At 64.9% G+C, this 18,658-nt stretch carries 17 protein-coding genes; 7 read left to right on the top strand and 10 right to left on the bottom strand.

Annotated elements, in window-relative coordinates; all coding sequences use genetic code 11:
- Positions 1–34: 34 nt before the first annotated feature.
- Entirely contained in the window at positions 35–658 is a 624-nt protein-coding gene (locus ACKWRH_RS09870) for a tetratricopeptide repeat protein (RefSeq protein ID WP_445220350.1), read from the bottom strand.
- Between the two features lie 149 nt (positions 659–807).
- The gene (gene htpX / locus ACKWRH_RS09865; RefSeq protein ID WP_445220349.1) at positions 808–1,764 is read right to left on the bottom strand and encodes a zinc metalloprotease HtpX; all 957 of its coding nucleotides are present in this window, start codon (positions 1,762–1,764) and stop codon (positions 808–810) included.
- 294 nt (positions 1,765–2,058) lie between these two features.
- On the opposite strand from htpX, the gene ACKWRH_RS09860 reads away from it, so the two are divergent.
- The 5 genes from ACKWRH_RS09860 (at position 2,059) to ACKWRH_RS09840 (ending at position 8,788) form a co-directional block, all read left to right on the top strand.
- Positions 2,059–3,405 (top strand): HlyD family secretion protein, encoded by a 1,347-nt coding sequence (locus ACKWRH_RS09860; protein WP_445220348.1) that lies wholly within the window; start codon positions 2,059–2,061, stop codon positions 3,403–3,405.
- The gene (locus tag ACKWRH_RS09855) at positions 3,405–5,342 is read left to right on the top strand and encodes a glycosyltransferase (protein ID WP_445222363.1); all 1,938 of its coding nucleotides are present in this window, start codon (positions 3,405–3,407) and stop codon (positions 5,340–5,342) included. The genes ACKWRH_RS09860 and ACKWRH_RS09855 overlap by 1 nt, the downstream gene beginning before the upstream one ends.
- A gap of 123 nt (positions 5,343–5,465) precedes the next feature.
- Entirely contained in the window at positions 5,466–6,767 is a 1,302-nt protein-coding gene (locus ACKWRH_RS09850; RefSeq protein ID WP_445220347.1) for a lytic murein transglycosylase, read from the top strand.
- 238 nt (positions 6,768–7,005) lie between these two features.
- Positions 7,006–7,509: a DUF1993 domain-containing protein gene (locus ACKWRH_RS09845; protein ID WP_445220346.1), complete on the top strand. Its 504-nt coding sequence runs from the start codon at positions 7,006–7,008 to the stop codon at positions 7,507–7,509.
- A 178-nt stretch (positions 7,510–7,687) separates the two neighbouring features.
- Positions 7,688–8,788, top strand: a complete 1,101-nt coding sequence (locus ACKWRH_RS09840; protein ID WP_445220345.1) for an alkene reductase — start codon at positions 7,688–7,690, stop codon at positions 8,786–8,788.
- A 224-nt stretch (positions 8,789–9,012) separates the two neighbouring features.
- On the opposite strand, the gene ACKWRH_RS09835 is transcribed toward ACKWRH_RS09840, so the two are convergent.
- The 7 genes from ACKWRH_RS09835 to glpD form a co-directional block, all read right to left on the bottom strand.
- Positions 9,013–10,755 (bottom strand): ABC transporter substrate-binding protein, encoded by a 1,743-nt coding sequence (locus tag ACKWRH_RS09835; protein WP_038937251.1) that lies wholly within the window; start codon positions 10,753–10,755, stop codon positions 9,013–9,015.
- 130 nt (positions 10,756–10,885) lie between these two features.
- On the bottom strand, positions 10,886–11,215 hold the full coding sequence (locus tag ACKWRH_RS09830) for a DUF2160 domain-containing protein (RefSeq protein ID WP_135216342.1): 330 nt from the start codon (positions 11,213–11,215) through the stop codon (positions 10,886–10,888).
- 10 nt (positions 11,216–11,225) lie between these two features.
- Positions 11,226–12,032: a carbohydrate ABC transporter permease gene (locus ACKWRH_RS09825; RefSeq protein WP_014497440.1), complete on the bottom strand. Its 807-nt coding sequence runs from the start codon at positions 12,030–12,032 to the stop codon at positions 11,226–11,228.
- Complete coding sequence (locus ACKWRH_RS09820; protein ID WP_445220344.1) at positions 12,032–13,006, bottom strand: carbohydrate ABC transporter permease; 975 nt, start codon at positions 13,004–13,006, stop codon at positions 12,032–12,034. Before ACKWRH_RS09820 ends, ACKWRH_RS09825 begins: the two co-directional genes overlap by 1 nt.
- The gene (locus tag ACKWRH_RS09815; protein ID WP_445220343.1) at positions 13,006–14,091 is read right to left on the bottom strand and encodes an ABC transporter ATP-binding protein; all 1,086 of its coding nucleotides are present in this window, start codon (positions 14,089–14,091) and stop codon (positions 13,006–13,008) included. The genes ACKWRH_RS09820 and ACKWRH_RS09815 overlap by 1 nt, the downstream gene beginning before the upstream one ends.
- Before the next feature lie 12 nt (positions 14,092–14,103).
- Positions 14,104–15,240, bottom strand: a complete 1,137-nt coding sequence (locus ACKWRH_RS09810) for an ABC transporter ATP-binding protein (RefSeq protein ID WP_445220342.1) — start codon at positions 15,238–15,240, stop codon at positions 14,104–14,106.
- Positions 15,237–16,787, bottom strand: a complete 1,551-nt coding sequence (gene glpD, locus ACKWRH_RS09805; RefSeq protein WP_445220341.1) for a glycerol-3-phosphate dehydrogenase — start codon at positions 16,785–16,787, stop codon at positions 15,237–15,239. The genes ACKWRH_RS09810 and glpD overlap by 4 nt, the downstream gene beginning before the upstream one ends.
- Before the next feature lie 232 nt (positions 16,788–17,019).
- Here glpD and ACKWRH_RS09800 point away from each other — a divergent pair, with 232 nt between their 5' ends.
- Together ACKWRH_RS09800 and ACKWRH_RS09795 are read left to right on the top strand one after the other, a co-directional pair.
- Entirely contained in the window at positions 17,020–17,301 is a 282-nt protein-coding gene (locus ACKWRH_RS09800; RefSeq protein ID WP_445220340.1) for a type II toxin-antitoxin system Phd/YefM family antitoxin, read from the top strand.
- Complete coding sequence (locus ACKWRH_RS09795) at positions 17,298–17,723, top strand: type II toxin-antitoxin system VapC family toxin (RefSeq protein ID WP_445220339.1); 426 nt, start codon at positions 17,298–17,300, stop codon at positions 17,721–17,723. Before ACKWRH_RS09800 ends, ACKWRH_RS09795 begins: the two co-directional genes overlap by 4 nt.
- Positions 17,724–17,727: 4 nt before the next feature.
- Here the strand turns inward: ACKWRH_RS09795 and ACKWRH_RS09790 are convergent, their stop codons facing one another.
- Complete coding sequence (locus ACKWRH_RS09790) at positions 17,728–18,573, bottom strand: DeoR/GlpR family DNA-binding transcription regulator (RefSeq protein ID WP_014497447.1); 846 nt, start codon at positions 18,571–18,573, stop codon at positions 17,728–17,730.
- Positions 18,574–18,658 lie beyond the last annotated feature (85 nt).

Raw genomic sequence — 18,658 nt, 5'->3', positions numbered from 1 at the left:
GCCCCGCTTGCTGGGAGAGGGAGAAAAACTCCTCTCACCGCCGCGGCTCGGCGCTCGCGAGCTCGGCGAGCTTGGCGCGGGCTGCGTCGCGGGTGCGGCCGTCCTTGCCGGCCGGCAGCGCGAGAGCCGCTTCGAAATCGGCGCGTGCGTCGTCGGCCTGGCCGCGGGCGAGGAATGCAAGGCCACGGTCGAGGCGGGCCTGCGCATCCGACGGGTCGAGACGGACCGCCGTGTTGTAGCTCAGGATGGCGCGATCGAGATCGCCGGTGGCGGCGAGCGCGAGACCGCGCTGGTGATAGGGCGCGGCGTGCCTGGGATCATGCGCGATCGCCTCGTCGTAATCCTCGATGGCAAGCTCCAGGTCGCCGTTCTGCCGGCGCGCCTGCGCCCGGTCGCGATACAGCGAGGCGCGGTTGGGATTGAGGTGAATGGCCTCGTCGAAATCCGCGATCGCCCGCCGCCAGTCGGCGTGGCGCAACGCGATCCGTCCGCGCCCTTCATAGGCGAACGCGATCAGCGATCCCCGCAGCGGCGAGAAGCCGATCACGGCCGAGCAGATGTCGGGATCGTCCTCGTCCCCGCAATTGACGACCGTGTGCGTGGACAGGCCAATGAGCACGCCAAGGACGATCAACAATGGTACCGCAGCTTTGGTCATCTTCGACCGTGGCAGGCAGAGGACCGGCCACGCATCCCCTTTCGAAGGAACAGTCTCGCCATGGTGTTAACACCGGCCGGGACCATCCTGTGTGCGCCAGGTCACAAAAGCTGGTCACAAAGCCGGGCGCAATTCCGGCCGGTTCCGCATCAGCCCCAAGGACCAGGTGAAGGGCCACGCGAAGGACCACTCGAGGACGACTGCCCCCACGGGCTCCGCGGCGGATAGTTTTCGTTGGCGCCGACCGACGGCGCCTGCGCACCGAGCTCGGCCGCGAGCTGCTGGAGCGCCGCGATGCGGTTCTGCGTCGAGGGATGGGTGGCGAACAGATTGTCCACGCCATGGCCCGACAGCGGGTTGATGATGAACATGTGCGCGGTCGCGGGGTTTCTCTCGGCATCGTAGTTCGGGACCTGATGCGCGGCGCCCTCGATCTTCACCAGCGCAGACGCCAGCCACATCGGCTGACCCGCAATCCGTGCGCCGAGATTGTCCGCGGCATATTCGCGGGTGCGGCTGATCGCCATCTGCACCAGCATGGCGCCGAGCGGGGCGAGGATCATCATCAGGATCGAGCCGACGATGCCGGGGCCGTTGTTGTTGTCGCGGTGGCCGCCGAAGAACATGCCGAACTGCGCCAGCATCGAGATCGCGCCCGCGATGGTCGCGGTGATCGTCATCAGCAGCGTGTCGTGATTTTTGATGTGCGCGAGCTCATGCGCGATCACGCCGGCGAGCTCCTCGCGGCTGAGCTGGTTCATCAGGCCGACGGTGACGGCGACCGCGGCATTCTGCGGGTTGCGGCCGGTCGCGAACGCATTGGGTTGCGCCTCGTCCATCACGAACACGCGCGGCATCGGCAGCGAGGCGCGGCCCGCAAGCTCGGCGACGAGCCCGACCAGTTCCGGCGCGCTGGTGCGGTCGACCTCATGGGCGCCGTACATCCTGAGCACCATGCGGTCGGAGTTCCAGTAGGTGAAGAGATTGGTCGCGGCGGCAATGACGAGCGCGATCATGGCGCCGGCGGCGCCGCCGATCAGATAGCCCACGCCCATGAACAGGGCGGTGAGGCCGGCGAGCAGCATTGCGGTCCGAAGATAGTTCATGGCCGTCTCCCAAGGCGGCCGCGGGCAAACCTCTGGCCGGCGCCTTCGAGGTATGAATGCTGCCTGATACCGCAAGGTTCATGCGTCGCGGAGCCGCAGATCAATGGCAGCTACATGGCAGCGCGGCCAACCTTTCCCGCCTCGCTAAAGCTTGACCGGGATTTGCGCAAAAACACACGCGGACGTTTAGCAACCTGGAAAGCGCAGCTTCGGCTTAATCCGCGTAACCGGGCACACCGCGCGGCCCTCGCGCATTGACCGGTTCCGTTGGCTTCCGTCAGCAAGGTGACCGTCATGGTAGACCGCTCGCGCGCCGCTTCCGTCGACCCCGCATCGGCTCCTTCCCCTCACGACAGCAAGTCTGACGCGAAAGGATTGCAGGAGGCGCTGCAGGAACAGCTGTTCGCCAATGACGAGTCCGGCCACGCACCCGAGGCGCGGACGGCATCGGAGTCAGGGCATCGCTGGCCGCATCTGCGGCGCGGCGCCAAGATCGCCATCGGGCTTGCCATCATCGCCGTGTTCGGCTGGCTGCCGCTGCGCGCGATCTGGGAATATTCGAGCGTCGAGGCCGTGCTGAATTCCCGCCTCGTCACCCTGCGCACGCCGATCGGCGGCCGCGTGGCAGCCGCTCAACGTGTCGCCGATCAGGCCAGGCTCGACGCCGGAACCGTGGTCCTGCGCGTCGTGAATTCGCGCGGCGATCGCACCCGGCTCGACGATCTCCGGCGGCAGAAATCGCGAATGGAAAACGAGCGGCCGAGCCTTGCTGCCAAGCTCGCTTCGGCCCACGCAGCGCAAAAGGACCTGGCGCGGCAGGCCTCGCAATTCCGCGAGGGGCGCGTGCTGCAGCTCGAGGCCCGCATCGCGGAGATCCAGACCTCGATCGAGGCGGCGGCCGCGCGGCGGGACGAAGCCAGCGCCGCGGTCGAACGCGCATCCTCGCTGGCGAAGTCCGGCAATGTCTCGACGGTCGAGCTGGCGCGGCTGACGCGCGAACTGTCCGTGTCACAGCAAACCGAGCTCGGCGCGCGCAAGCGGCTGGATGCTGCGAAGGTCGAGCTTGCTGCGGCACAGAACGGCTCGTTCCTCGGCGACAGTTACAACGACCGACCAAGCTCAGTGCAGCGCGAGGAGGAAATGCGCCAGCGCGCCGGCGATCTCGAGGCCGATCTCGCCCGCACCGACACCGAGATCGCCTGGCTCGCGAACGAGATCATCATCGAGGAGGTCCGCTTCGCCGATCTGTCCGAAGCCAACATCACGACTCCCGTCGCGGGCCGCGTCTGGGAGATGATGACCTCGCCGGGCGAGGACGTGCAGGCCGGCCAGCCCCTGCTCAAGGTGCTCGATTGCAGCGGCGCCGTCATCACGGCCAATGTCACCGAGAGCGTCTACAACCGCCTGCAGCTCGGCGACCGCGCCAGCTTCGAGCCGAATGACGGCGGCGAGCCGATCTCCGGCACCGTCGTCAATCTGACCGGCGCCGCCGGCGCGCCCGCCAATCTCGCCATCAATCCGGATGCGCTCAGCAAGGAGCCCTATCGCGTGACCGTGGCGCCGCGCGATGCCGCCGCCCACGCCTGCACCGTGGGACGCACCGGCCGCGTCGTGTTTGCCCGGCACGAGACCGCGCCGTGATGATGGCGTTGACGCCAGGCCTGATTGTGCTCGGCGCCTTCATGGCGGTCGTGCCGCTGCTCAGGCGCGACAGCACGATGGCGCGCTCGTTCCTGGCCGTTGTGTCGCTGGTATTCCTGTTCCGCTATCTCTACTGGCGCGTCACGGCGACGCTCCCGCCGCCGCATCTGACGGCCGACGCCGTGATCGGCTATCCCTTCATGCTGCTGGAGGCGGCCTCGCTCGTCGCGGTCGCATTGTCCCTGCTGTTTCTGAGCCGGACCATCGACCGCACCCGTGCGGCAAGAATCGACGGCCGCGCCATCGACCCGCACGCGCCGCTGATCGATGTCTTCATCTGCACCTACAACGAGGAACGATCGATCCTCGAGCGCACGATCATCGGCGCGACCGGTATGGAGTATGGCAATTATCGCGTCTGGGTGCTCGACGACGGCCGACGGCCGTGGCTGCGGCGGCTCGCAGGCGAACTCGGCTGCCATTATCTGACGCGGCCCGACAACCACCATGCCAAGGCCGGCAACATCAACCACGCGCTCCGGCACGTCGGCAAGCTGCCGGAACCACCCGCCTTCGTCGCCATTCTCGACGCGGATTTCGTGCCGCGACCCGACTTCCTCGCGCGCACCATCTCGCTGATGGACGATGCTTCGGTCGGCGTGGTGCAGACGCCGCAGCACTTCATCAATCCCGATCCGATCCAGACCAACCTCGCCGCGACAGATGTGTGGCCCGACGAGCAACGCTTCTTCTTCGACATCCTGATGCCGGCGAAGGACGCCTGGGGCGTCGCCTTCTGCTGCGGCACCTCATCCCTCATTCGTTACGAAGGGTTGATGCAGATCGGCGGCTTTCCGACCGACTCGGTGACGGAAGACTATCTCGTCACGCTGCGCCTGAAGGAATGCGGCCTCACCACGATCTATCTCAACGAGCGGCTGACGATCGGGCTCGCGCCGGAGGGGCTGAAGGAATACATCACCCAGCGCGCCCGCTGGTGCCTCGGCTTCATGCAGATCATCCGTGGCCGCAGCGGACCGTTCTCGCAGAAATCAAAACTCTCCTTCATCGACCGGCTCTCGCTGGTCGATTCCTTCATGAGCTGGAGTGCGGTTTACGCATCGAAGGTCGCGGGTCTCGTCGTGCCCTGGCTGTTCCTGCTGTTCGGCATCAAGGCGGTGCAGGCCGATCTCACCGAGCTATTACGCTTCTTCCTGCCGTTCTACGTCTGGCACAGTCTCAGCATGGCCTGGCTGTCGCACGGCCGTTCGCTCGCCATGATGACCGACGTCTCGCAACTCATCGCCGCGCCCGCGGTGCTCAGGGCGATGGTCGCCGGCCTGGCGAAGCCGAAGGGACACAAATTCAAGGTCACGGCAAAGGGCGGCGACCGCGACAGGCGATTCGTCGAATGGCCGCTGCTGCGGATCTATGGCTGCGCGCTTCTCATCACGCTCACAGCCATCGCCTATGCCTTCATCCTGCACCAGCGCGGCGAGAACATCGCCTATGGCGGACTGGCCCTGGCCTGGAGCCTCTACAACGCGCTCATCCTCACCGTGGTCTGCTTCGTCTGCATCGAGCAGCCGCGCAAGCGCAAGGCGGAACGCTTCAATCGCAGTGAAGCGGTGCTGCTGCGTCAGGACGGCAAGTCGCATCTCGCGCGGCTCGCCGACATCTCCATCACCGGCGCCCGGCTGATCGATCCCGATCCGCCGCTCCCCGGCAGCACGATCGAATGCCGGATCTACGGCCGCTCGATCGCGGCCATCGTGGTGCGGCGAACGACGGATGGATTCGCAGTCCGCTTCGAGGAAGGCATGGACACGCGCGTGCATGCGATCAGGGCGTTCTATGCCGGCGAATATGTCCGCGCCTATCGCGGCGTCAGAGCGCTTCCGGTCGGAAAGGCGCTGCTGATGCGTCTGTTCGGCTAGGCCGGCGCGACATCTGCTCGCTCGCAATCCCTCCGCTGGCATGGCATGGAAAGGATGGCCTGAGGCCGTCACTTCACCTAGACTTCGGGCGAATCCACGCCTGCCCTCCCCGCCGGAACCCCTATGCTCCAGACCCGATTTGCGATCGCAATCGTCGCGCTCCTCGCATGCTCCGCGACCGCCTCCGCCCAGTTCGCACCACCACCCGCCAAGCCTGCAGCGCCCAGGGCCACCGCGCCGTCGCCGCGCGCAGCGTCGTGCCACAACGGCGCGAGCTTCGATCGCTTCCTGGCTGACGTGAAGCAACAGGCGGTCGCCGCCGGCGTGTCGCAGCGGACGATATCGGAGGCCTCGCCCTATCTCGTCTACGACCAGGGCATCGTCAACCGCGACCGCGGCCAGCGCGTGTTCGGCCAGCTCTTCACCGAATTTGCCGGCCGCATGGCCGCGCCCTATCGCATGCAGAACGGCCAGCAGCACATCAAGCACCACGCGGCTGCGTTCGCGCGCGCCGAAAAGGAATACGGCGTGCCGCCGGCGGTGATCGCCGCGTTCTGGGGCCTCGAGAGCGATTTCGGCGTCAACATGGGCAATCTGCCGACGCTGAAATCGCTGGTGTCGCTGGCCTATGACTGCCGCCGCTCGGAGATGTTCGTGAACGAGACCATCGCCGCGCTGAAGATCATCGACCGTGGCGATCTCACGCCCGACGAGATGGTTGGCTCCTGGGCCGGCGAGCTCGGGCAGACGCAATTCCTGCCCGTGCATTACGTCAACTACGCCGTCGACTATGACGGCGACGGACGGCGCGATCTCTTGCGCAGCGAGGATGACGTGATCGGCTCGACCGCGAACTACATCGCCAACGGATTGAAGTGGCGGCGCGGCGAGCCGTGGCTCGAAGAGATCAAGGTGCCGCAAAACCTGCCCTGGGATCAGACCGACCTCACGGTGCAGCAGCCGCGCTCGAAATGGTCGCAGTTGGGGGTCACCTATCCCGACGGCCGTCCGCTGCCGAACGACAATCTCGCGGCGTCCGTGCTGCTGCCGATGGGACGCAACGGACCTGCCTTCATGGCGTATGCGAATTTCGCGGCTTACACCGAGTGGAATAACTCGCTGATCTATTCGACCACCGCGGGTTATCTCGCCACCCGCATCGCGGGCGCGGCGCCGATGCGCAAGCCGGCCCAACCGGTCGCGCAACTGCCGTTCAATGAGCTCAAGCAATTGCAGCAGCTTTTGGTCCAGGCCGGCTTCAATGTCGGCAAGGTCGACGGTGTGCTCGGGCAGCAGAGCCGCGCCGCCGTGAAGGCGATGCAGATCAAATACGGCCTGCCCGCCGATTCCTGGCCGACGGCGGAGCTGCTGGCGCGGATGCGTGGCGGCACGGCCCAGGCGCAGCCGGGGGCGGTGGTGCGCTAAGTCCCTCTGTCATGCCCCGCGAAGGCGGGGCATCCAGTACTCCGCGGCGTCTCGGTCCAATCACAGCCGCCTCGGCGTACTGGATCGCCCGGTCAAGCCGGGCGACGACAGCGGAGGGTGGCGCGATAGAATTTTCGCACCGCACAAGCCGCTTTCGCGATTGTATTTTCCCATCAGGCTCCCATGTGTGTGGCTCAGGTTTTCTCCTGAAAATTCCCACCATTGAAGCGAGCATCACATGTCCTTCTACGACGCCGTCGTCCCCGCGTATCTGCAAATGCTGAACAGCCTGACCGGCCTGCTCACCAAAGCCGAGGCGCATTGCGCGGCCAAGAAGATCGACCCGAGCGTGCTGCTCGGCTCCCGCCTCTTCCCGGACATGCTGCCGCTGTCGAAGCAGATCCAGCTGGTCAGCGATTTCGCCACCAAGGGTTGCGCGCGGCTGACGCATAGCGAAGTGCCCTCCAACCCCGACACCGAAAAGACCTTCGAAGAGCTGAAGCAGCGCCTGGCCAAGACCATCGACTATGTGAAGTCGTTCAAGCCCGCGCAGTTCGAGGGCGCCGATGCCAAGGACGTCACCTTCCCGACCGGACCCGACAAGACCACGACCCTGAAGGGCCAGCAGTTCTTCAGCGCGTTCTCGCTGCCGAACTTCTATTTCCACTGCGCGACCGCCCACGGCATCCTGCGTCACAACGGCGTCGAGGTCGGCAAGCGCGATTTCATGGGCCTGAACTGATTTGCGCAATCGCACGGCCGCGTAGCGGAATTCTGCTGCCGCGGCCAAAATTGCGCATCAATTGTGCTGCGCGGGCCTTGCCGCGCAGCTCGCTTGCACTTTCCGTATGGCTCCTCACTTGCGCTGATTGCCGCGATGCACAAGTGTTCCAGATCTCTCACCGCCTGGAAGCATTCCCATGAGCCGCCCGACCAAATTGCTAGAGACTTACAAGCTCGGCCCGATCACGCTGGCCAACCGCCTCGTGATGGCGCCGCTGACGCGCAACCGCGCCGCGCCCGGCACGTTCGTGCCGAGCCCGCTTGCCGCCGATTATTACGGCCAGCGCGCCTCCGCAGGTCTCCTGGTCACCGAAGCGAGCCAGATCTCACAGCAGGGCCAGGGCTACCAGGACACGCCCGGCATCTACAGCAAGGACCAGGTCGCCGGCTGGCGCGAAGTCACCGACCGCGTCCATGAGCGCGGCGGCAAGATCTTCATCCAGCTCTGGCATGTCGGCCGCATCTCGCATGTCGATCTCCAGGCCAATGGCGCAGCACCCGTGGCGCCGAGCGCGATCCGCGCCAAGGGCAAAACCTTCGTCAACGGCACCTTCGCCGACGTCTCCGAGCCCCGCGCGCTCGAGCTCTCCGAACTTCCTGGCATCATCGACGACTTCAAGCGCGCCACCAGGAATGCGCTCGAAGCCGGTTTCGACGGCGTCGAGATCCACGGCGCCAACGGCTATCTGCTCGACCAGTTCGCGCGGGACGGCGCCAACAAGCGCACCGATGCTTACGGCGGCTCCATCGAAAACCGCGCGCGGCTGATGCTGGAGGTTTCCAGGGCTGTTGCCGCCGAGGGCGGCGCCGACCGCACCGGCATCCGCATCTCGCCGGTGACGCCGGCCAACGATCTCTCCGACTCCAATCCGCAGGCCTTGTTCGATCACATCGTCGACGGCCTCAGCGCGCTCAAGCTGGTCTATCTGCACGTGGTCGAAGGCGCCACCGGCGGTCCGCGCGACATCGCGCCGTTCGACTATGCGGGCCTGCGCAAGCGCTTCTCCGGCGCCTACATCGCCAACAACGGCTACGACTTCGATCTCGCGACCAAGGTGCTGGACGCGAACGCCGCCGATCTCATCGCGTTCGGCAAGCCGTTCATCTCCAACCCCGACCTCGTCGAACGGCTGAAGACGGGCGCCGCGCTGAACGATTGGGACAAGAACACGTTCTACGGCGGCGGCGCCAAGGGCTACACGGATTACCCGACGCTCGCGGCCGAGCCGGCGGAGTAAGGCTGCGCCGTCGCTCCATCCTCCGTCATTGCGAGGAGCTCGTGACAAGATTGCAAAGCAATTTTGCAATGTAGCGACGAAGCAATCCAGACTGCCTCCGCGGAAAGACTCTGGATTGCTTCGCTGCGCTCGCAATGACGATGTGGGGACAGCGCCTAACTCACCAAAAGAAAAAAGGCCGGGATCGCTCCCGGCCTTTCGTATTTGATGACGCTACGCGCCGCTTACTTCGCTTCCGCGCGCTTGGGCGGGGACGCCGGCCACGACTTGATCAGCGTGTCGTAGTCGACCGTCTCACCCTTCGGCTTCTCGTTGGCGAGCTTGCGCTGCGGCGCGATGGTGCCGTCCTTCTGGGCCTTGGCGTACCAGTATTCGGCGGTCTCCTTCTTGTGCAGCTTCGGACCGCAGGCGCCCTGCACGCCGGACTTCTCGAGGCGCTCCATGACGGAGTCCTGAGCGGCTGCGAGTGCATCCATCGCGGCTTGCGGCGTCTTCGCACCGGACGACGCATCGCCAATGTTCTGCCACCAGAGCTGCGCGAGCTTCGGATAGTCGGGCACGTTGTTGCCGGTCGGGGTCCACTGCACGCGCGCGGGCGAGCGGTAGAACTCGATCAGGCCGCCGAGCTTCGGCGCACGCTCGGTGAACGACTTGTCCCAGATGTCGGATTCACGGATGAAGGTGAGACCGACATGGCTCTTCTTCAGCGACACCGTCTTGGAGACGATGAACTGGAGATAGAGCCAGGCCGCCTTGCGGCGGTCAGCCGGGGTCGACTTCAACAGCGTGAGCGAGCCGGCGTCCTGGTAGCCGAGCTTCATGCCTTCCTTCCAGTACGAGCCGTGCGGCGACGGAGCCATACGCCATTTCGGCGTACCGTCCGCGTTCATCACGGCGATGCCGGGCTTCACCATGTCGGCGGTGAAGGCGGTGTACCAGAACATCTGCTGGGCGATGTTGCCCTGAGCCGGCACGGGACCGGACTCGGAGAAGGTCATGCCCTGGGCCTGCGGCGGAGCATACTTCTTCATCCACTCCAGATACTTCGTGATCGAGTAGACCGCAGCCGGGCCGTTGGTGTCGCCACCACGCTCGACCGAGGAGCCGACCGGACGGCAGCCTTCCATGCGGATGCCCCATTCGTCGACCGGCAGACCGTTCGGAATGCCCTTGTCACCGTTGCCGGCCATCGACAGCCAGGCGTCGGTGAAACGCCATCCGAGCGACGGGTCCTTCTTGCCATAATCCATATGGCCGTAGACCTTGACGCCGTTGATCTCCTTGATGTCGTTGGTGAAGAACTCGGCGATGTCTTCGTAAGCGGACCAGTTCACGGGCACGCCGAGCTCGTAGCCATACTTGGCCTTGAACTTGGCCTTGTAGTCCGGGTTGGTGAACCAGTCGTAGCGGAACCAATAGAGGTTCGCGAACTGCTGGTCGGGCAGCTGATAGAGCTTTCCGTCCGGCGCGGTGCCGAACGACTTGCCGATGAAGTCGTTGACGTCGAGCTGGGGATCGGTGACGTCCTTGCCTTCGCCGGTCATGTAGTCCGACAGCGCGATGGTCTGGCCGTAGCGGAAGTGCGTGCCGATCAGGTCGGAGTCATTGATCCAGCCGTCGTAGACGTTCTTGCCGGACTGCATCTGGGTCTGCAGCTTCTCGACGACGTCACCTTCCTGGATGATGTCGTGCTTGAGCTTGATGCCGGTGAGCTCGGAGAACGCCTTTGCCAGCGTCTGCGACTCGTATTCGTGGGTCGCGATGGTCTCGGAGACGACGTTGATCTCCATGCCCTTGAAGGGCTCGGCGGCCTTGGCGAACCACTCCAGCTCCTTCTTCTGCTCGTCCTTCGACAGCGTCGAGGGCTGGAATTCCGCAATCCACTTCTGGATCGCGGCGTCGTCCGCGGCGCGGACCGGCGCCGAGACGGCGAACGACACCGCAACGATGGCGGCGGCGCTGGACATGGTCAGAAAGCTATTCTTGGTCAATGGACCTTTCCTTCTCCTAAACTGTCGCATGTTGTTCCTCCGTTGCAGCGACAAAATTTTATACAGGCCCGGGTTGCCCCCGGATCTGGCCGTCCCTTCGCGAGCTTCAGACCGTGCGAAAAATGAGCACGGCCGTGGCCAGCGAAATCCCACTTGCGAGCCACAGGCTCGAAATCTCAAAACCTTCCTCGCCGATCGGCAGGGTGGCGAGTGTATCGGTGCCGGCGAAGGCGATCCACAGAAGGTGGATCACGGCCGCCGTGATCAGGGAGATGAACAGGCGGTCGCCCCGCGTCGTCGGAATACTGAGCACGCCGACGCGCTCGGCTTCGGGATAGACCGCGGCGAGGTACGTCATGACCGCGAGGGTGCTAGCGAGCGCCACGAAGAAGATCGCGGTCGGCAGCGTCCAGGCCATCCATGCAATAGATTCCATCGATGCCTCCCTAGACCCGACCGAGCGCGAAACCGCTCGCGATGTAATTGCGGACGAACCAGATCACGAGGGCGCCTGGGATGATGGTGAGCACGCCGGCTGCGGCCAGCAGGCCCCAGTCCATGCCCGCAGCCGACACCGTACGCGTCATGATCGCCGCGATCGGTTTTGCCTGCACCGAGGTCAGCGTCCGCGCGAGCAGGAGCTCGACCCAGGAGAACATGAAGCAGAAGAAGGCGGCGACGCCGATGCCGCTCGCGATCAGCGGCACCAGGATCCTGATGAAGAAGCGCGGGAACGAATAGCCGTCGAGGAAGGCGGTCTCGTCGATCTCGCGCGGCACGCCGGAGACGAAGCCTTCGAGGATCCACACCGCCAGCGGGACGTTGAAGATGCAATGCGCGAGCGCAACGGCCCAAGGAGTATCAAAGAGCCCGATCGCCGAATAGAGATTGAAGAACGGCAGCGCATAGACCGCCGCCGGGGCCATGCGGTTCGACAGCAGCCAGAAGAACAGATGCTTGTCGCCGAGGAAGCGGTAGCGCGAGAACGCGTAGGCCGCCGGCAACGCCACCGAGATCGAGATGATGGTGTTGAGGACGACGTATTCCAGCGAATTGATGTAACCGGAATACCAGCTCTCGTCGGTGAAGATGCGCTTGTAATGCTGCAGCGTCGGGGAATGCGGCCACAGCGTCATCGTCGAGACGATCTCGGCGTTGGTCTTGAAGCTCATGTTGACGAGCCAGTAGATCGGCAACAGCAGGAAGATCAAGAACAGCGCCATGATGACGCGACGGCCGGGAATCGAATGCATCAGGCCACTCCTTCCTTCGGCTTGAGCGCGGGCGCGGGCTGGAGCGCGCCTGCGGCCTTGGGCTCCGCCGCCGGCTCCTTCTCCGCCTGTGCCTTACGCTCGACGCCGGCATTGGTCATGACGGTGTAAAAGATCCAGCAGACGATCAGGATGATCAGATTGTAGACCAGCGACAGCGCGGCGGCCTTGCCGAGGTCGAACTGGCCGAGCGCGATCTTGACCAGCTCGATCGAGACGAAGGTGGTCGAGTTGCCGGGTCCGCCGCCGGTGACGACGAACGGCTCGGTGTAGATCATGAACGAGTCCATGAAGCGCAGCAGCACCGCGATCAACAGCACGCGGTTCATCTTGGGCAGCTGGATCGCCTTGAACACGGCCCAGCGCGAGGCGCCGTCTATCTGCGCAGCCTGATAATAGGCCTCCGGGATCGACTTCAGGCCGGCATAGCAAAGCAGCGCGACGAGGCTGGTCCAGTGCCAGACATCCATCACGATGACGGTGACCCAGGCGTCGACTTCGTTGGAGACGTAATTGTAGTCGAGGCCGATGTGGTTGAGCACATAGCCCATCAGACCGATGTCGGGCCGGCCAAAAATCTGCCAGATCGTGCCGACCACGTTCCACGGAATCAACAACGGCAGCGCGAGGATGACGAGGCAGGCCGCCACCGTCCAGCCCTGACGCGGCATCGACAGCGCGATGACGATGCCGAGCGGCACCTCGATCGCGAGGATCACCAGCGAGAAGAACAGATTGCGGCCGAGCGAGGCGAGGAAGCGGCCGCCGAGATCGGTCGAGGGATCGAGCAGTTCCTTGAACCAGCCGACGCCGTTCCAGAAGAACTGGTTGTTGCCGAAGGTATCCTGCATCGAATAGTTCACGACCGTCATCAGCGGCAGCACCGCCGAGAAGGCCACGACCAGGAACACCGGCAGCACCAGGAACCAGGCTTTTTGGTTGACGGTCTTGTCCATCAGGCGGCTCCCTCCACCAGAAGGCTGTCGGCATAGACGTGGACATGCGACGGATCGAATTTCAGCCCGGCGGTTCCGTCCGCGCTGGTGAAGCCCGCCGGCGCGCGCGCCGCGATCTTGGCCTCGCCGATGCGGACGCGCGCGAAGCGGATGCGGCCGAGGTCGTCGATGCGATCGATCTTCGCTGTAAGCAATCCGGGTGCGGGCGCGACGGCATCGACGAACTCCGGACGCACGCCGATCTCGATCTTGGCGCCGGCCGGCAGGTTGTCATAGCTGCGGTGGAGCGCGATGACATTCCCGCCGATGCGGGCCTCGCGACCCCTCACCTCGGCCGGCAGGATGTTCATGCCGGGCGAGCCGATGAAATAGCCCACGAAGGTGTGCGCCGGCTTGTCGAACAGCTCGGCCGGCGTGCCGCTCTGCACCACGCGGCCGTCATGCATGACGACAACGGTGTCGGCGAAGGTCAGCGCCTCGGTCTGGTCGTGGGTGACGTAGATCATCGTCAGGTCGAGCTCGCGATGCAGCGCCTTCAGCTTGGAGCGGAGCTGCCATTTCAGCTCGGGATCGATCACGGTAAGCGGCTCGTCGAACAGCACGGCGGCGACGTCGGAGCGGACCAGGCCGCGGCCGAGCGAGATTTTTTGCTTGGCATCCGCCGTGAGGCGCGTGGCCTTGCGATTGAGATAGGGCTCGAGGTCGAGCAGGCGGCCGATCTCGGCGACGCGCTTGTCGATCTCGGCCTTCGGCACGCCGCGGTTCTTCAGCGGAAACGCCAGGTTCTGCCCCACCGTCATGGTGTCGTAGATCACCGGAAACTGGAACACCTGGGCGATGTTGCGCTTCTGGGTTGACAGCGGTGTGATGTCCCGGCCGTCGAACAGGATTTTCCCCCGCGACGGCGTGATGATGCCGGAGATGACGTTGAGCAGCGTGGTCTTGCCGCAGCCGGACGGACCGAGCAGCGCGTAAGCACCGCCCTGCCGCCAGGTCATGGTCACCGGCTTCAGCGCAAAGCTTTCCTGCGGCGCATCATTGCCGCCGTAGGAGTGGGCGAGATCGACGAGGTCAATGCGGGCCATGTCGCATCTCCCTCAAGAGCTTTTACTTGTTGACGCGTTTTCTTCACGCGAACCGCTACGCGCTTCGCTTGAAAACGCTACGGGTGCCGCGACCAGGCGGTCGGCCGCGTCGAACACGAAAACGTCGTTGGGATCGAGCACGGCATCGATGGTCTGGCCGGGCTCGAACTCGTGCACGCCGTGCAGCACCGCCACCCAGTTCGATCCGTCGCGGGTCAGGTGCACGAAACTCTCCGAACCGGTGATCTCGGTCACCGTCACCGTGGCATGGAAGGCGTGGCGGTCGGCCTCGCCATTGGCGAGGGCGAGCTGATGGGCGCGGAAGCCGACGCGATAGGCGCCGTCTGCGAGCGATGAATAGAGACCGGAGGCCGGCGCGGCGATGCCGCCCGCATATTGCACAGAGCCGTTCTTCTTCTCGATGCCGACGAGGTTGAGCGGCGGATCGGAGAACACCTGAGCGACACGCAGCGTCTGCGGGCGGCGGTAGACATTCGGCGTCTCGCCGATCTGGAGCGCCTGCCCCTCCCACATGCAGACCGTGTTGCCGCCAAGCAGCAGCGCTTCGGTCGGCTCGGTCGTGGCATAGACGAAGATCGCGCCGGACGCCTCGAAGATGCGCGGCAGCTCGGTACGCAGCTCCTCGCGCAGCTTGTAGTCGAGGTTGGCGAGCGGTTCGTCGAGCAGCACGAGATCGGCGCCCTTCACCAGCGCGCGCGCCATCGCGGTGCGCTGCTGCTGGCCGCCGGAGAGCTGGAGCGGCGTGCGTTTCAGGAACGGCTCGAGCCGGAGCAGCCGCGCGGCTTCCGCCACGCGCTTCTCGATCTCCTCGCGCGACTTGCCCTGCACGCGCAAAGGCGAGGCGATGTTCTCGTAGACCGAGAGCGAGGGGTAGTTGATGAACTGCTGATAGACCATCGCGACCGAACGCTGGCGCACGTCGACACCGGTGACGTCCTTGCCGTTGACCAGCACCTTGCCCGAGGTCGGCTTGTCGAGGCCGGCCAGCAGCCGCATGATCGAGGTCTTGCCCGACAGCGTCGGCCCGAGCAGCACGTTGAGCGTGCCGCTCTCGAGCGTCAGCGAGACGTCGCGGATGTGCGGTATCCCCTCGACGGTTCGGGTCACATGATCGAGCGTCACGGTCATGGGCGTCCTCCCGCTTCCAGCAGGGGACTTTGCGGCACAGTATGGGTTGCAATCCAGTCGTTCAATGCAGCGATCTCATCGGCAGATAGTCGCAGGCCAAGCTTGGAGCGGCGCCAGACGATGTCTTCCGCCGTGACCGCCCATTCATTGACCATGAGGTAGCGGACCTCGCGCTCGGTCAGCGTCGCGCCGAAGGCCTGGCCGAGATCGGCCGACGATTTCGCGTCGCCGAGCAGCTTGATCGCACGGGTGCCGTAAGCGCGGGCGAGACGCCGGGCGTGCTCGAGGCTGAGGAAGGGATAGCCGCGCTGGAGCTCGGCGATCAGGCCGTCGACGTCGGACACGCCCATGTCGCCGCCGGGCAGCGGCCATTTGCCGGTCCAACCTTCGCGCGCTTTTGCACTGCGAAGATAGGGCGCGAGCCGTTCCAGCGCCTCTTCGGCGAGCCGGCGGTAGGTCGTGATCTTGCCGCCATAGATCGAGAGCAGCGGCACGCCGCCGGGTGTGTCGAGCTCGAACACGTAGTCGCGCGTCGCGGCCTTGGCTTCGCTGGCGCCGTCGTCATAAAGCGGTCGCACGCCGGAATAGGTCCAGACGACGTCCGCTGAAGTCACCGGCTTGGCCAGATACTCGCTCGCGGCGGCGCAGAGGTACTCGATCTCTTCGGGCGTCGCCTTCACCTTGGAGGGATCGCCGTCATAATCGCGATCGGTGGTGCCGATCAGCGTAAAGTCGTCCTGGTACGGGATCACGAAGATGATGCGGCCGTCCGCGTTCTGGAACATGTAGGCGCGGTCGTGGTCGTAGAGTTTCTTGACCACGATGTGCGAGCCCTGCACCAGGCGCACCTTGGCTTTCGCGTTCACGCCGGCGCCGCGGCCGAGCACATCCTCGACCCAGGGGCCGCCGGCATTGACCAGCGCGCGGGCCTGGATCGACGAACGCTCGCCGGTCAGCGTGTTGACCATGCCGACGGTCCAGATGCGGCCGGACTGCTTGATATCCGTCGCGCGAGTGCGGGTGCGGATCTCGGCGCCCTTGTCGGCGGCATCGCGCGCGTTGAGCACGACGAGACGGGCGTCGTCGACGAAGCAGTCCGAATATTCGAACGCGCGGCTGTAGCGGTTCGGGATCAGCGGACGGCCAACCTCGTCGCGCCTGAGATCGACCGAACGCGTCGCCGGCAACAGATGACGGCCGCCGATATGGTCATAGAGGAAGAGGCCGAGGCGCAGCAGCCAGGCCGGGCGCAGGCCGGCGTGATGCGGCAAAACGAAACGCAGGGGACGGATGATATGGGGCGCGATTCCCCAGAGGATCTCGCGCTCGATCAGCGCCTCGCGGACCAGGCGAAACTCGTAATATTCGAGATAGCGCAGGCCGCCATGGACCAGCTTGGTCGACCAGGACGAGGTCCCGCTCGCCAAATCGTTCATTTCGCACAGGAAGACCGTGTTGCCGCGACCCACCGCGTCGCGCGCGATGCCGCAGCCGTTAACACCGCCTCCGATAATGGCGAGGTCGAAAATACGCTCCAACAGACGCATCCCCCGGCGACCGCTCGTTCCTTCGAGCGACTACTTTCGTTTTTGATTAGATCACACCGAAAAACGAAAGCAAGATGAAAGAGAGGCGAAAGGAAGTGAAAGAGGAACTTTCTCGTGGGCAATCTGCCATCGAAATGGGCGCTTCGGATGTCGATTCGAACCGCAGTATCGAACTTGAACAATCATCCCTGGGGCTATAATTAGTCATAATGGTCACTATGGTTACATCAGCATGACAGACCGTAGTACCGCTCCCGATTCGTCGCCCACCGACACGTGGACGCTTGCCAATGCCAAGGCACGCCTGTCCGAGGTGGTCGATCGCGCCCAAACTGTCCCGCAGATCATCACCCGACACGGCAGGCCCAATGCCGTGGTCGTTTCCGCGGATGAATGGGCGCGAAAGACGGTGCGCAAAGGCACGCTGGCCGAATTCCTGCTGGCTTCGCCGCTGCGCGGTGTCGAGCTCGAACTTGAGCGTGTGCCGGACGAACCGCGCGACGAGATGCCGTGAACCTGCTCCTCGACACCAACGTGCTGTCGGAGGTTCAGCGGCCGGCGCCTTCCTCGAAAGTCTTGGCCTGGCTCGATACGGTCGATGAGGATCGCGCGTTCATCAGCATTGCCTCGATCGCCGAGCTGCGCCGCGGCATCGCCCTGCTGGATGATGGCCGTCGCCGCGCCGCGCTGGCCGCTTGGCTCGCCCACGACCTGCCGGCTCGGTTCGCGCAGCGTATCCTGCCGATCGACCACGCGGTCGCCGAGCGGTGGGGCGACCTGATGGCGCAGAGCCGTCGCACCGGCGTTGCGTTATCCGTGATGGACGGCTTCTTTGCGGCCACCGCGTTCGCCAACAATCTCACGCTCGTCACACGCAATGTGAAGGATTTCGCGGCCTTCGGCGTTCCGCTGCTCAACCCATGGAGCGACGCCTAAGCCGCTATCTCAGCCGCACCACCGGCGCGGCTTCCGGTGCCGCATCCTGAGCATCGGCCGTCGCATCATCGATATCCGCCCCCTTCGGCATCGCCGCCATCACCTCGATGCCCTTGCTGTGGCAGATGGTGGCGAGGCGCTCGGGCAGCTCCTGGTCGGTCACGAAGGTCTGGATCTGGGTGATATGGGCGATGCGCACCGGCGCGCTGCGGCGCAGTTTGGTGGAGTCGGCAACCAGCATGACGCTGCGGGCATTGGCGATGATGGCTTGCGCCACCTGCACCTCGCGATAGTCGAAGTCGAGCAGCGCGCCCTCCTCGTCGATCGCGGACGCCCCGATGATGGCGTAGTCGACCTTGAACTGGCCGATGAGCTGCGTCGCGGTCGAGCCGACCACGGCGCCGTCGGCCCGCCGCACCGTGCCGCCGGCGACCACCACCTCGATGCGGGGATGGCGGTAGAGCAGCATCGCGACGTTGAGATTGTTGGTGATGACGAGGAGGTCCTCGTGCGAGGTCAGCGCGCTCGCCACCTCCTCGGTCGTGGTGCCGATATTGATGAAGAGCGAGCAGCCGTTCGGGATCAGCGAGGCGGCAGCAGCCCCGATCGCCTTCTTTTCGTCGGCGGCGACGAACCGCCTCGCCTCGTAGGCGAGGTTTTCGACGCCGGAGGCGATGATGGCGCCGCCGTGGATACGGGTCAGCGAGCGGCGCTCGCAGAGATCGTTGAGATCCTTGCGGATCGTCTGCGCCGATACCTCGAACCGGCGCGCCAGCTCCTCGACCATGACGCGCCCCGAGGCGCGCGCGATGTTGAGGATTTCGGCTTGGCGATGGGTCAATCCGGTCACGGCGATGGCCTCAAATCAGGAAGGTCCATGGTGCGGCGGTTCGCACGTTCGGTCAATGCGCTCGGCGATCACGGTTAACGGACAA

It is taken from the genome of Bradyrhizobium sp. Pa8 (assembly GCF_052588265.1).
The sequence above is the reverse complement of the archived record's forward strand: the minus strand, read 5'-3'. Positions and strand labels throughout refer to the sequence as shown.

Bases quoted from the DNA above. Each gene is read 5' to 3' on its own strand.
- ACKWRH_RS09830 (WP_135216342.1), bottom strand. From the start codon at position 11,215: ATGGAATCTATTGCATGGATGGCCTGGACGCTGCCGACCGCGATCTTC.
- ACKWRH_RS09845 (WP_445220346.1), top strand. From the start codon at position 7,006: ATGTCCTTCTACGACGCCGTCGTCCCCGCGTATCTGCAAATGCTGAAC.
- glpD (WP_445220341.1), bottom strand. From the start codon at position 16,787: ATGCGTCTGTTGGAGCGTATTTTCGACCTCGCCATTATCGGAGGCGGT.
- htpX (WP_445220349.1), bottom strand. From the start codon at position 1,764: ATGAACTATCTTCGGACCGCAATGCTGCTCGCCGGCCTCACCGCCCTG.
- ACKWRH_RS09850 (WP_445220347.1), top strand. From the start codon at position 5,466: ATGCTCCAGACCCGATTTGCGATCGCAATCGTCGCGCTCCTCGCATGC.
- ACKWRH_RS09860 (WP_445220348.1), top strand. From the start codon at position 2,059: ATGGTAGACCGCTCGCGCGCCGCTTCCGTCGACCCCGCATCGGCTCCT.
- ACKWRH_RS09835 (WP_038937251.1), bottom strand. From the start codon at position 10,755: ATGTCCAGCGCCGCCGCCATCGTTGCGGTGTCGTTCGCCGTCTCGGCG.
- ACKWRH_RS09810 (WP_445220342.1), bottom strand. From the start codon at position 15,240: ATGACCGTGACGCTCGATCATGTGACCCGAACCGTCGAGGGGATACCG.
- ACKWRH_RS09870 (WP_445220350.1), bottom strand. From the start codon at position 658: ATGACCAAAGCTGCGGTACCATTGTTGATCGTCCTTGGCGTGCTCATT.
- ACKWRH_RS09855 (WP_445222363.1), top strand. From the start codon at position 3,405: ATGATGGCGTTGACGCCAGGCCTGATTGTGCTCGGCGCCTTCATGGCG.
- ACKWRH_RS09840 (WP_445220345.1), top strand. From the start codon at position 7,688: ATGAGCCGCCCGACCAAATTGCTAGAGACTTACAAGCTCGGCCCGATC.
- ACKWRH_RS09825 (WP_014497440.1), bottom strand. From the start codon at position 12,032: ATGCATTCGATTCCCGGCCGTCGCGTCATCATGGCGCTGTTCTTGATC.
- ACKWRH_RS09800 (WP_445220340.1), top strand. From the start codon at position 17,020: ATGACAGACCGTAGTACCGCTCCCGATTCGTCGCCCACCGACACGTGG.
- ACKWRH_RS09815 (WP_445220343.1), bottom strand. From the start codon at position 14,091: ATGGCCCGCATTGACCTCGTCGATCTCGCCCACTCCTACGGCGGCAAT.
- ACKWRH_RS09820 (WP_445220344.1), bottom strand. From the start codon at position 13,006: ATGGACAAGACCGTCAACCAAAAAGCCTGGTTCCTGGTGCTGCCGGTG.